The 12,835-nt window shown below is 35.7% G+C and carries 11 protein-coding genes; 6 read left to right on the forward strand and 5 right to left on the reverse strand.

The features are described from left to right. Positions 1-10: 10 nt before the first annotated feature. The 4 genes from VKJ25_RS19025 to VKJ25_RS19040 all read left to right on the forward strand — a co-directional run bounded on the left by VKJ25_RS19025 (position 11) and on the right by VKJ25_RS19040 (position 5,485). A complete protein-coding gene (locus VKJ25_RS19025; RefSeq protein ID WP_324238213.1) occupies positions 11-244 on the forward strand; it encodes a DUF167 domain-containing protein in 234 nt (77 codons plus the stop codon). 461 nt (positions 245-705) lie between these two features. Then, a complete protein-coding gene (locus tag VKJ25_RS19030) occupies positions 706-2,196 on the forward strand; it encodes a glycoside hydrolase family protein (protein ID WP_324238214.1) in 1,491 nt (496 codons plus the stop codon). Positions 2,197-2,698: 502 nt separating this feature from the next. Next, complete coding sequence (locus VKJ25_RS19035) at positions 2,699-4,240, forward strand: hypothetical protein (protein ID WP_324238215.1); 1,542 nt, start codon at positions 2,699-2,701, stop codon at positions 4,238-4,240. 666 nt (positions 4,241-4,906) lie between these two features. Beyond that, positions 4,907-5,485, forward strand: coding sequence for a TIGR04376 family protein (locus tag VKJ25_RS19040; RefSeq protein WP_324238216.1), 579 nt, complete (start codon positions 4,907-4,909; stop codon positions 5,483-5,485). A gap of 722 nt (positions 5,486-6,207) precedes the next feature. On the opposite strand, the gene VKJ25_RS19045 is transcribed toward VKJ25_RS19040, so the two are convergent. Beyond that, on the reverse strand, positions 6,208-6,558 hold the full coding sequence (locus VKJ25_RS19045; protein WP_324238217.1) for a M10 family metallopeptidase C-terminal domain-containing protein: 351 nt from the start codon (positions 6,556-6,558) through the stop codon (positions 6,208-6,210). 500 nt (positions 6,559-7,058) lie between these two features. Beyond that, a complete protein-coding gene (locus VKJ25_RS19050; RefSeq protein ID WP_324238218.1) occupies positions 7,059-7,976 on the reverse strand; it encodes a TlpA family protein disulfide reductase in 918 nt (305 codons plus the stop codon). Between the two features lie 455 nt (positions 7,977-8,431). Here VKJ25_RS19050 and VKJ25_RS19055 point away from each other — a divergent pair, with 455 nt between their 5' ends. Together VKJ25_RS19055 and VKJ25_RS19060 are read left to right on the forward strand one after the other, a co-directional pair. After that, a complete protein-coding gene (locus tag VKJ25_RS19055; protein ID WP_324238219.1) occupies positions 8,432-8,581 on the forward strand; it encodes a hypothetical protein in 150 nt (49 codons plus the stop codon). A 148-nt stretch (positions 8,582-8,729) separates the two neighbouring features. After that, positions 8,730-9,185: a Uma2 family endonuclease gene (locus VKJ25_RS19060; protein WP_324238223.1), complete on the forward strand. Its 456-nt coding sequence runs from the start codon at positions 8,730-8,732 to the stop codon at positions 9,183-9,185. 209 nt (positions 9,186-9,394) lie between these two features. Here the strand turns inward: VKJ25_RS19060 and VKJ25_RS19065 are convergent, their stop codons facing one another. The 3 genes from VKJ25_RS19065 to VKJ25_RS19075 form a co-directional block, all read right to left on the reverse strand. Then, complete coding sequence (locus VKJ25_RS19065; protein WP_324238220.1) at positions 9,395-10,312, reverse strand: hypothetical protein; 918 nt, start codon at positions 10,310-10,312, stop codon at positions 9,395-9,397. A 307-nt stretch (positions 10,313-10,619) separates the two neighbouring features. Next, complete coding sequence (locus VKJ25_RS19070; RefSeq protein WP_324238221.1) at positions 10,620-11,567, reverse strand: Npun_F2552 family protein; 948 nt, start codon at positions 11,565-11,567, stop codon at positions 10,620-10,622. 489 nt (positions 11,568-12,056) lie between these two features. Then, positions 12,057-12,578 carry a YqeG family HAD IIIA-type phosphatase gene (locus tag VKJ25_RS19075; protein ID WP_324238222.1) on the reverse strand — a complete coding sequence of 174 codons (522 nt, stop codon included), beginning with the start codon at positions 12,576-12,578 and terminating at the stop codon, positions 12,057-12,059. Positions 12,579-12,835: the final 257 nt, after the last annotated feature.

The following is a 12,835-nucleotide window of genomic DNA, read 5'->3' on the forward strand; positions in this document are numbered from 1 at the left end:
GAAAAAATAGATGACTATTTTTCAAGTAAAAGTTAAACCAAACTCTAAACAACAAAGTATGGAAACTGAAGCAGATGGAAGTTTAAAAATATGTTTAAAATCTCCTCCTGTAGATGGTAAAGCTAATCAAGAATTAATTCAATTATTGGCGAAAAAGTTTAATGTGAAAAAATCAGAAGTTACGATTAAATCAGGTTTATATTCAAGAAATAAATTGATTGAAATATATCAGCCAGAAACTTAATCATGAGTTACGCAAAGGAACCAAGAAACCAGTTTGATTGCCGTTATCTTGTTGTTGAAACCAGGAAATTTCTGTAAAGAAACCAGGTTTCTGTGTAAGTCCTATTATCTCCAAAAATAATAACCTAAAATTGTTTTAATTTTCTTTCCGATAATACACTATTCCCCATTGGAGCAAACTACTTTTACCCATTTCATAACAGTCTAATAACCGTTGTGTTTTCTTATTAAAAAAATCTTCACTCTATAGCTTTTCTTCAGAGAGATGCCATGTATTCTGTAGTTCGTTTCTTGGCTAGATGTAAATCTTCATCAGGATGTTCAAATAAAAAAACTGAAACTCCCACTTTCATAAAGGCTGTGGTAAAGTTATTTTAGGCAAAATGCCTGTGCTACGAAAGGTTTTATAATTACTATCTTTACTTCATATACAGGAAATCCGCTGTAAGTTATTTAATTGCCATGGAAATATCACAAAATTGCTTAGACTTAATCAAAAAATGGGAAGGACTTTATCTGAGTGCTTATCTAGACCCAGTGGGAATACCAACCATTGGGTATGGAACCACTCGTTATCCTGATGGGCAAAAAGTTCGGTTAGGAGACAGAATTTCGGAAAGGAATGCAGAAGCATATCTCAGGTATGAATGCTCCAAAACAGCAAGAGAACTTACTAAACTAATCACAGTTCCTGTCAATCAAAACCAATTTGATGCTTTAGTATCTTTTTCTTACAATGTAGGAACTGGTGCATTTCAAGGTAGTACATTACGAAGCAAACTCAATCAAGGAGACTATCGAGGAGCAGCTAATGAATTTTCGCGTTGGGTAAATGGGGTGGTTAATGGTGTTTTTCAGCCACTACCAGGGTTAGTATCTCGTCGTGCGGATGAACAGAGATTATTCCTCACAGCAGGAGCAGAAAAAAAACCTTTAGAAGGTGAATTTTCTAAACAGGATGAAGTAACTTGGTTAGAAGGATATAGAGATGAAAATAAGAAAACTGTAGTTGTAGCTTGGAAAGGCGGTGAAGTAATAGAAATTTTAACTCTAGAAAAGTTTGATAAAGAATTATTATCTAATGTTTTTTCTCAGTATCAAAATGCTTCCTATTATGTGATTGCTCCTGGGAATAAAAAAATTCCTGCTGGTGAAAGAATTTCAGTTAATCGTCTTTCTGATATATATCGTCAAGGTACACCTCCAAAACTCAACCGTGTATTAGTGCGAGGTAGTCAAGGTAATGATGTCAGAATTTTACAAGGTAGATTGACAGATTTAGGATATTATTCAGGAGAATTTGAGCCTATTTTTGGTAAGAAAACTGAACTTGCAGTTATAGAGTTTAAAAAAGATTATTTTGGGCCTACCGCAGCTAATAGTACAGTAGAATCAATCACTTGGAACAAATTATGGGGAGAAACTCCGCCTCCAACTCCTCCTGTACCACCAGTCACAACAAACAGAAATTATTTACTCCTAACTAAGACAAACCGTAAGGATCAATATGGGTGTTATGTACTTAACTTAGACTATTTTAAAAGTGGGAAAATACAAGATAGATTAGAAGTTTGTTGTGGCGCTCCAACCCGACAGTTTTTCCGTACCGCTGCTCAGAGTCGAGCAATGACTGGAGAACCTTTACCCGAAGGAAGATGGTATGTTAATGATATTCTTTGGGCTGATAGTAAGGATAATTATTATGGTCGCATCTTTCAAAGTGGTATTGGTCCCGTAACAGTTCCCTTAGATTATTTAGAACCTGGTACAACAGAAAGAAGTGCGATCGAAATTCATATTGACTGGAATCGAAGTTATGGTTCTCCTGGTACTGTTGGTTGTATAGCTGCTTACAACATAGCTGATTATAAAAGGTTCGTTAGTTGGTTACGAGAAACAGACCCCCGCGATCTTTATGTTGACTGGAAATTAGGAACTTGTCCTAAACCTTAGTTATATCAAAGAAATTAATTTTTGCTACTAGACTGACACAGCTAAAAATCTAGTAACCAGTAGGTTGGGTTTCCTTCCTCAACCCAACAAAACCTTAATATAAAATTCCCTTGTTTTGGCGAATAAGGTTTACCATCAATATTGGTGAAAACTCGGAGTGGGTAGGGGTTTGGTCTCCAAACCCCTACTAGGTAAGAATTATACCGATACTACCGAATTTAATATTACTAATGTTGGGTTACTCTTACGAAAAGTAGATCGGGACTTACCTAAAGTAACTAAGAAACCCGGTTATTGCTGTGAGATGGTTGTTCAAACCACGAAATTTCCGTAAAGAAACCAGGTTTCTGGTTAGGTCTTGTAGATGTTAGTATGGTGAAGTATTTAATACAGACCCAGTTTATATGCTCTTTTATACCGATATTACCGGATTTGATATAACTTATTTGTTTGGGTTTTAGTTCTAATACCAAGTCAAACCTAATTACCGGAGGATTTTTAGATGACAACAAATCAAAGAACTACAGAAAATTCGCAAAACTCCAAATTTAAACAGTCTGTTTCTGTGGACAATCTTGCCGAAAATTTGATGGAAGATTTGTTCAATGATATTGATCGAGTATTGGATGGAGGTAGTCGTTTACCAAAGAAGGTAACTCGACCAGAAGTTGTTTCTTTGACACCAATCAAAGTGCCTCAAATAGTTTTACCTCAAAACACTCAATCTCAGACGGGAAAAGAATTAGCTGAAGCTAAAGCGAAGAAAAAAGAAAATCGATCTTTAGATAAACTACTTTTAGGCACAGCTTTTGCATCTATATTAGTAACTCTCTCTCTATGGTTATTAACTAGAGGTGGATTTGATAAAATTTTGAGCTATTTAGGTTATGTAGAAAAACCTGATGAATCATCAGAGGTATTGAGTTCTCAAGAAGCAGATGCCAAATTTGCAGATTATATCGAGCGATCGCTCAAAATGATTGAGGAAAAAGAAGCTACTCAGGAACAACCACAAATTCCGGGGATACCACTTCCTCCATCTAATGAAAATTTACCAAGAGTACCAGTGTCGGCGACTCCATCCATGAATACTAGCTTACTTTTACCGCTCAACCGACTGGTTGATCTAATGGAAGCACAAGTAGCAAAAGAAGCTATTACTATTCCGGAAACTCAAGTAGTAATAATTCCACCTATTCCGGTAACGGTAGCAGTTACACCAAAATCTGAGCCATCTTCCCCAAAGCTATCAGCAGCATCTGCACCTAGAGCTTCCACAGAAGCTGCTAAAAAAGTTGAAACTACACCGGAAGCTCCAATAACTACTGCAAAAGTAGAAGAGAAGCCAGAAACTAAGGCTAAAGTTGATAGCTCTCCTTCGGCGAAGCCTGCCAAAGTTGCCAAGAAAACGGAACCTCAAACAACTGCAAAAGCAGAAGTGAAGCCACAAACTAAAGGTAAAGTTGATACCTCTAGTTCGGCGAAACCTGCCAAAGTTGAAACTACACCGGAAGCTCAAATAGCTGCAAAAGTAGAAGAGAAGCCACAAACTAAAGGTAAAGTTGATACCTCTAGTTCGGCGAAACCTACCAAAGTTGCCAATAAACCGGAAACTCAAATAGCTGCGAAAGTGGAAGTCAAACCAGAAACAAAAGCTAAAGTTGATAGCTCTAGTTCGGCAAAAGTTGAAACCAACCCAAAACCACAACCATCAGCTAAAACAACAGCACCAGAGAAACCAGCATCTCAAACCGAAAAAACAGCACAACCAACAGCATTACCCCCACCTCCATCAGCAAAAGTATCTGTGACAGAAACAATAGCAACTAATCAAGTTCAAACTCCTATTAATACTTTAGTAGGTGTTTTGGAGTTAGGCGAACGTTCTGCTGCATTATTTGAAGTTGATGGTATCGCCCGTCGAATATATGTGGGCGAGAGCATTGGTAGTAGTGGTTGGACTCTTGTACAAGTGGTTAACCAGGAAGCTGTGATTCGCCGTAATGGTGAAGTTCGTTCTGTTTTTGTCGGGCAACAATTTTAGTTTCAGATAGGACTTACGCATGGACGCTATATGTAGGGTGCGTTTTGCGTTCCGCAAAGCTCCGCTTTATATGTCGGCTCAAGCGCCGAAACGCTACGCGACATGGAAACTGGAACATTCCCTATACGAAAAAGCGTATCTCGTAACTGAGCCAGACTCTATATATAGTGCCTGCCGTTTAAGTCCTGTCCGAGTTAAATCTCTCTAGTGCGGGCCGGAAAGCCCCCGATAGGTGTACCTCACAATCATTCGTAACACAACCTTCCAGGTTGTTACTCAAAACGAAGGCTATGTTACAATAGGGATTGAGTATATCTCACCATCTTAAAAAGTGCCGTAAGTTTTTAGCTTTAGCAGTAGGGTGTGTTTTCCGCCCTTGAGCGGTCATGAAACGATACGCAACATGAATGCGCTCCCATTTCCTATACGAAAAAGCGTATCTCGTAACTGAGCCAGACTCTATATGTAGTACCTTTGCGTAAGTCCCAAGTATATTAAGTCTCTAGCTTTAGCTGGAGGTACTGATAACTGATAACTGATAACTGATAGAGCAATAGAACCAAAGGGCGCGGACATTTCTAAATCCTAAAACCCTTTGATATTCTACTGTTCCCACCTTCTGTGTTCCCTATTCCCTAGCGCTACGCGCTATAACTGAAATAATTTATGGGTTTATTTGACGATTTTAGCGAATTTCTGGAAAACAGACTTGAAGAGTTCCTACAGAATAATCCTCATTTAGAACTGCAGGCGCTTGAAGAACAATTACGCCAACAAGAAGAAGATACTTTGAATCTCATTGCCCAACTCCAACGTCAAGAAAAAAAATTAGAGCAAGATATTCTTTCTACTGCTCAAGAAGTTAAGCGTTGGGATAACCGAGTTGAAAAAGCACAAAAAGCTAATAGACTAGATTTAGTCCAAGCTGCCCAAGAAAGAGAAGCATCTTTTTTGCGACAAGGTAATCAACAGTGGGGACAAATGCAAGGATGTAAAGAGCGTATTCAGCAGGCAAAAGAACTGTATCATCAGATTAAACAGCGTCGTGAGGAGGTACGAGTCAAAGCTGCTGAAGTTGAAGCTACTCGTAATGCTGCCAGGAATGAAAGACGTTGGCAAACTGATGGATGGAATCAAACCAGTTCCTCTAATTTTGGTGATGTATTCGACGAGTTAGAGCAACAGTTTAGAAGTCTGGAAACAGATGAAGAACTAGAAAAAATGAAGCGGAATATGGGAAAGTAGTTGGATATTAATAAGGTCAGGAAATCCTTAAATTTCTTGACTTTTTTAGATTCGGGAATCAATAGACATCTCTATAAAAGATGGAACACTTAACACTTAACGCTTAACGCTTAACTGGGAAGAATAATATCATGTCCGGATAATTAGTGATAAAAAAAACTTCCTCTTCTTCCTCTCCTGACTTCTCCCTAATTTATTTATATCTGTTGATCCGGATATAATGTCATACCAAGTCCGGTTATTATAGAATGATCACTTTGTAGCACAGCCTTCTAGGCTGTCATACCAAATCCGGTTATTATAGTTGTTATAAAGTGAAGCATAATATGAATCTCTGTAATCAGCTTTTCTAAACCGGATTTGATCAGGACTTACGCAGCCACCCATATAGTGCTGAAAACCCTTGCGCAATAGTTTTTTTACCCTACATATAGTACCTTTGCGTAAGTCCTGTTGATATAATTAATGATTTATGGATAAGAATTAATTTTAATTTTTATTTATAGAGAGTCTAATAGACATATCCAAAAATTGCCTTTGTAGTAATTACTTCAAGAGTTAATATCGCCTAGAGCGATCGCTACGAACTATTAAACAATAAAATCCTTAGGATTTATTTCTGGGGCATTATCCAAAGTCGCAAACTGACCACCACTACCAAGGCCAGGTTTGTTGCCATTGGCGTTATAGAATAAATAGCCATTGTTAGTGTTGTAAACAATCTAAACATCACTGGTGGCAACTGCTTTGTTATTGGTGACTATGGCAAATTGTTGGGCGAAATCCCTTTCGAGGTCTAGTTTGGTGAAAGTATCAGGGTCGAGATTTAGTTTGTCTTGACCCACAATGAAATCAGTTATGGTGTCTTTGCCGATTACCTCTTGACTATATTTACCTTTTGTAGTACAAGCAAATAAGTCGCCTCCTTTGCCACCAATGAGGGTATCATTGCCACCGCCACCGTTGAGAGTATCTTGACCTTGACCTCCTAATAATTTGTCGTCGCCCCCTTTTGCCGTTGAGTTTGTCGTTACCTTTCTTGCCATTGATGGTGTTGTTTTTGTTGTTGCCAATTAGGACTTTACCGCTGCTACTATTATTTAGTAAGTTAATAATTAGAATCTATAGCAAACCTATTTTATTTGTGCATAAAAATCTTATAACATTTCTCTGTAACAATGCACTTAAATAATTATTACTCATAGGACTTAAGCCAAATAAGGTGATTCCGTCATTGCGTTTTCGGCGCTTGAGACGACATAAAACGCTACGCGACATGAAAAGCGCAGCTTTGCGATAGCAAGCGATAGCGTTTCGCTCCCCGACATGAATGGGAAGCAGTCCGTCAGGATAGCAATCTCAGATGCCCAAAACTCGTTCCCAATGGGTAAGTCCTAACTCATATAGAATCTAGTTGAATAGTTGTCCCTATCGACGAAAGGAAGCAATCTCAAGGTTGTGCGGAGATTGCTTTCTTCCACCCTGTTACCGTCGCAATGACTTGGATATAGTAATTATCAGTAACTATATTGAAAACTTGGTACTTTTTTCAACCTTAAAAAAGGTACTTTTGTTACTCAATGGAAAAACGATTAATCTTATTAATAAACCACATTGGCATTAACCCGATCCATTTTTCTTGAATAACTCCATTTTCCAAAAGAACTGCCGTAGGTACTACCTCTATTTTCAATTTTCTATAGAACCTTTTATTCACTGCCACAACCGGAAAATTCAGAAAATATTTATCTACAAAATCTTGCCCTACTTGAATATTTTCTGTATCTATCAATCCTACTATTGCTGGTAAGTCATCTTGCCATTGTACTAACTTCAACACACCTAACCAATCTTTGCATCGAGAACATTCAGGACTCATAAAAACCACAATTATAGACCCAGATATTAAAGATTTTGAATCTTCTCCTAGCCATTCTATTTGCCACATTCGGTTTTCTTGCAATGGGGTAAAATCTATATAAGGATGACCATTTTTTTGCATATATTCTAGAGAGCCACTAGCTAAAGCGTAAGTAGTTATAAAAGTTATTAATACAACTAACCATTGCCAGAAAATAGTAGGTTGATATTTACCAAAAAATTCTGTGAATAATAATAGAAAAATATAAACAGTATTTAAGATTAAACTTTGAGTAGGAGTAATTTCTAACCAACCATTATAACAACCACAATCTTCAGTTTTACCAGTTGATGTACTCCAATAAGTAAGTATTGATAAACCAAATAATAATAAAATACTTATTGGCATTATTAGAGTTGGAAAAACTCCTAAAATTAAACCAACTCCTAAAGCTGATTCAATAGCAGTAAAAGTTAGAGCAAAGGGTATAATTAATTGAGAGTTTATTAAGTTGAGTTTAGTAATATATTGAGTAAATTTCCAAGGTTCTATAACTTTAGCAATACCAGTTAAAAGGAAAATAATACCGACTATATTTGAAGTTGTAGAAGTTAAGATAAATAAAATCATATTAAATAATTTCCCAAAACCTATATTTGTACCTCACAAGTATAAAAATTGCTATAATTTAATAGCATTAATAGGACTTACGCATGAGGTACGAAAAATAGGGGTTTGAGATTGCTTCTTTCCGGTCGCAATGACGAAAATACTTTCCATTTGCGTAAGTCCTGATTAAGATATTAGCACCTCAGCAGTCAGCTCAAGCACAATAAAAATGAATGAAGCCAGCTTTTTTTACTTCTACTAAATTTTCAGCCATAAATCTGAGTTATTAAATCATATACAGCGGATTCCATCTTAGTATGGTACACCTATGACAGCCTAGAAGGCTGTGTTACAATGGAATGATGATGAATCAAAGACCACGGAAAGACTTTTCCCGCTGTTCCCAGTTAAGTGTTCCCTGTTCCCTGCTATACACATTATCACAATAGTTTGGAGCAAAATAGCAATCAAAAATTATGTCTACATCTCCAACAAAAGTAAATAGTAAATCACCCTCAAAAATATTAGAAAAACATACTGAAAATTGGGAAATACCAACTCCCGATATTAGTCATATAATCACAGAAGATGATACACCTCTGGATTACCTAATTTCTGAAAAATAACAACGACTATTAACCTCTACTCTCTATAGTTCTTTCCAGACAGATACTCCATTTTTAGCTACTGCTAATGTCGGACTTTTTTATGGTCTAAAACAGCCACCCCTTGTACCAAATATTCTTCTAAGTTTAGAAATAGAAGTTCCTCAAGATTGGAGTCAAAAAAAAGAACCGTTCTTATTTTGTCTGGGAGTTCGGCAAATCTCCAGAGGTAGCAATTGAAATTGTTTCTAATAAAATTGGAAATGAACTAGGTAGTAAATTGCAAGATTATGCTCGTTCTGGAGTAGCTTATTATGTAGTTTTTGACCCACTTCATCAATTAGGTGAACCTATGCTAGGAATTTACTATTTGCAGGGAAAAAATTATATCCTCTTAAATAATTTATTTTTGTCACAAGTAAATTTAGGACTAACAATTTGGTCTGGAAAATTTGAAGGTAAAGAATATAATTGGCTGCGGTGGTGCGATAAGTCAGGTAGGATTTTATTAACAGGAGACGAACAAGCACAACAAGAACGGCAAAAAGCTGAACAAGAACGGCAAAGAGCTGACCGACTAGCAGAAATCTTGAGGCAAAAAGGTATTAATCCAGATGAGCTTTGAGATGTAACCTATCGGTTAAATATTTTCGGGTAGGCAAGATCCCTATCCCAATTATATTTATTCCTTGACTCGTTTGAGTTGAGGAAAAATGAAACTATTGTGCAATAGTTTTTCGATTTTAGATAGAGCAGAAAAATAGGATTTCCATCTTTTATTTTCTATTAATATAGTCAGAAGTTTTAAATTTGAAGTTGTATTTCAAAAATTCCCTAATTCAGCAATGCTAAACGTTCAACTTTATTAATTAGCCAATGGTCGGAACTTGTTTCCCAAACTAAATCAAACCGAAGCTTTTGATTGATTTCTCGACCAGATTTTGTAATGTAGCGTAATCTGCTGTCTACTGTAGAATTAAATCTATTTTCTGATATTAATTTGGTACTTATTACCTCTATCTTTTGAACTTGAGTCCACCAATCTATGTAGGACTGATATCCTTCAGACTGCATTCTAGAGGATAAATAATTCCAAGCACTTTCATACTTATAATTGTTGAGATTTTGATAGTAATTTCTTAAAGCTTTTTCTGATGATGAGCGAAGGTTTTTTTGTCGATTTGTTTGAGAATCTAGTCGTCTTTTACTAAACTTATATAGAGCGCCTCCATCCATTTTTACATATAATAAATTATCGTTGTTTCCCCAATACCATTTCCCTCGATACTCAACCCCAGTTTGCCAGACTCCAACTCTAAAATTACTCATAAATAAGATAGAAGAAGTTTGACCGTCATCCCAATCTATCCATGCCGCAACTCCACTTTCTTCCCAATTTTGTCTATCCCTAATCTCTGAGTTAATAATTCTTCCTGTGTACTGCTCGCCACTTTTACTAGATAAAAAAACATATCCTTGATTTATTTGGGTTTCTATAGTAAATGGATCAAATTTTTCTGGAACAATTTTTTGATTTTTTTCCGGTACTTGCTGTCTTTGGGTTTCTTGTCTAGGAACTGTTTCTGGAGGTGGTTGTCTTTCGGTTTCTTGTCTGGGTTGCGGACATTGATTGAACAATGCACAGTCGGCAACTTTTTCCAAAAGGTATCCTCCCAATACTTGGCATGAAGAAAGCGTAGAACCTAAGATAAAAAGACTGAAGTATATGGTGATTTTGGTAGTTTTCTTCATAATAGCAGTTTTCCCATTTTACTTAGAGTATTGTGTCAAACTTTTGTTTGTCAACTAATCTACTACAATTCAGAAAATAAATATGGAATATTTAGCTTACAGCGCTTTTCAAATGGATCGACCACATCGCCATAACCTTGCATCTTGTAGGGACGCCCTTATGCAACGTCCCTACTGTGGTTTACTGTGCAGGAAAACCGCTGTAAATAACAAAATGACTTGAGCAAGTTTCTGTAAAATTGAAATTAGCATATCAATCCTATGAAGGTAAGATTTTTATGCACCAATAAAATAGGATTGTGATAGATTAAATCTTCATTGGTTCCTGAATAAATTTAACAAATAAATGTTTCAAAGTAGACCTAATTATGCGTGGCACTCCAAAATCAATAGGCTTCATATCTGTTGGTAATTGCCAATTTTTTACCACCACTTCAGCAGGTTGTAATAAAGGAAAATTAACCATCTTTAAATCTGAACAAAATCCCATTTTTTCAGCAACTGCTACTGTAGGAATTTCTGCTGGATTAATATTTAAAATTTCTACAAAAGTTCTGTCAAGAGCAAATACATCTGTCGATGCTCCTAAAATACCTAAATTTTTAGGTTCTCCACCAATCGGACCATTACCTTCGTGACCGATAATACTATCAATAATTGTCAAATTTGGATTAATCGCTTTTGCAGTTTCTACCAGCATTTTACCAAAACGATGAGCATCTTTACCTGCTTCTAAATGCCACCAAGCTTTCATTTTTCCAGGTACACAACCAAATAAATTTTTTACTCCCATTGTCATAGTTAGTTGAACATGAGATTTAAGCTTAGGCAAATTAATTATTACATCTGCTGCCATTGCCTCTTTACTTAACAATAAATGATTAAATTCTTGACTAACTATATCGTAACGTTTACCATGAAATTCAACTATTGGTAAATCTAAATCTTTTAACAAAGATAAATAACCATTTGCTTTAGCTACACCCATAGCACTACCAAAAGCTGGACTATCACCTAAAAAAGGTTTACCACCTGCTTCCTTTACCATTTTAGCTACACAATAAACTATTTCTGGTCTAGTTACACATTCTTTCGTAGGGCGAGAACCTGTGAGTAAATTTGGTTTAAGGAGGACGCGATCGCCCCTTTTGACAAAAGCATTAATTCCTCCTAATGGTGCTAAAAGATTTTCTATTGATTTTTCTAATTCGTTAATTTTATAAGAATTAGCTTTGATTAAACTTACAGTAGACATGATTTTTTATTTTAATAATATAAATCCCTACTATAGCATTTAAAATAAAAATATGGAAACCAGATTTTCTTAAACAAGGAATAGGGAATAGTTAGGAACTTTCAAGTAAAAAAATATCCCATTAGTTCTGAAAATAGGAAGTAGAAGCTGCATAACAAAAATCCGTTATCGTACACGGGAATGTTCTGCAAACATCTCGCGCAGCGATACGTCTCTAAAGCTGTTATATAACAATCATTTAATAATAGAATATAAACTATTCCAATTTTATATTCTGCTACTTTCTTAACTGTTTCTAGTTAATAAGGAAAAACAGTATTTAATAGTAGCTTTATAGAAAGATTAGTTACCAATCAAGACAATAATTTTTATTAGAAAAAACTTTATCTATATTTCTACCATTTGGCACAAAGAATAGTAGAACAAGGTAGATTTTGAATACCTTCCTTCTTCCTTCTTCCTTCTTCCTTCTTCCTTCTTCCTTATTTCCTAATTAGTTAAATTTAATGATATTCCTAATACCTGAGAAATCCAAATTTCAAGAGTACGAACTTTATACTTAGAAAATCCTAAACCATGATTAGATATAGGTTCAACCAGAATAGTAAACATTCCTAAACGATTTCCTGCTAATACATCAGTAAATAAGCGATCGCCTACCATTGCAACTTTTTCGACTGGTAAATCCATAGCATCAACAGCTTTTTTTAGCTTACGACGAGAAGGTTTACCAGCACCAGCAATATAAGGTATATTTAGTGAATTACCAATTCTACTTATCCTTTCTTGTTTAAGATTATTACTAACTAACCATAAACTTGCTACGTTTTTAATTTCTTCTACCCATGCAGTTAATTCAGGAGAAGCTTGACTATCACGAATTGATACAATAGTTTCATCTACATCTAATACTAAACCTTGAATTTGATATTTTTGCAGAATTTCCGATGTTAGACTTAAAACTGAATTACCGAGAACTAAATCTGGTTGTAAAAGTTTATCCGAACACATAATATTTAAATTATTATTATTAATTGTCAACTGATAAATATGATATAACGCAAGTAGGGGCGGGTTTCTCAGTTAAATTAACAACTTATCTAGAAATTAGATAAACCCGCCCCCCAATGATTATGATATAACGCAAGTAGAGGAGGGTTTCTCAGTTAAATTAACAACTTATCTAGAAATTAGATAAACCCGCCCCCCAATGATTATGATATAACGCAAGTAGAGGAGGGTTTCTCAGTTAAATTAACAACTCATCT

Origin of the sequence: Okeania sp. (genome assembly GCF_035285525.1) — a bacterium.
Taxonomy (GTDB): Bacteria; Cyanobacteriota; Cyanobacteriia; order Cyanobacteriales; family Microcoleaceae; genus Trichodesmium.

What these genes read in the sequence shown, in the direction of transcription:
- VKJ25_RS19025 (WP_324238213.1), top strand. Translation starts at nt 11, where the DNA reads ATGACTATTTTTCAAGTAAAAGTTAAACCAAACTCTAAACAACAAAGT.
- VKJ25_RS19030 (WP_324238214.1), top strand. Translation starts at nt 706, where the DNA reads ATGGAAATATCACAAAATTGCTTAGACTTAATCAAAAAATGGGAAGGA.
- VKJ25_RS19035 (WP_324238215.1), top strand. Translation starts at nt 2,699, where the DNA reads ATGACAACAAATCAAAGAACTACAGAAAATTCGCAAAACTCCAAATTT.
- VKJ25_RS19040 (WP_324238216.1), top strand. Translation starts at nt 4,907, where the DNA reads ATGGGTTTATTTGACGATTTTAGCGAATTTCTGGAAAACAGACTTGAA.
- VKJ25_RS19050 (WP_324238218.1), bottom strand. Translation starts at nt 7,976, where the DNA reads ATGATTTTATTTATCTTAACTTCTACAACTTCAAATATAGTCGGTATT.
- VKJ25_RS19055 (WP_324238219.1), top strand. Translation starts at nt 8,432, where the DNA reads ATGTCTACATCTCCAACAAAAGTAAATAGTAAATCACCCTCAAAAATA.
- VKJ25_RS19065 (WP_324238220.1), bottom strand. Translation starts at nt 10,312, where the DNA reads ATGAAGAAAACTACCAAAATCACCATATACTTCAGTCTTTTTATCTTA.
- VKJ25_RS19070 (WP_324238221.1), bottom strand. Translation starts at nt 11,567, where the DNA reads ATGTCTACTGTAAGTTTAATCAAAGCTAATTCTTATAAAATTAACGAA.
- VKJ25_RS19075 (WP_324238222.1), bottom strand. Translation starts at nt 12,578, where the DNA reads ATGTGTTCGGATAAACTTTTACAACCAGATTTAGTTCTCGGTAATTCA.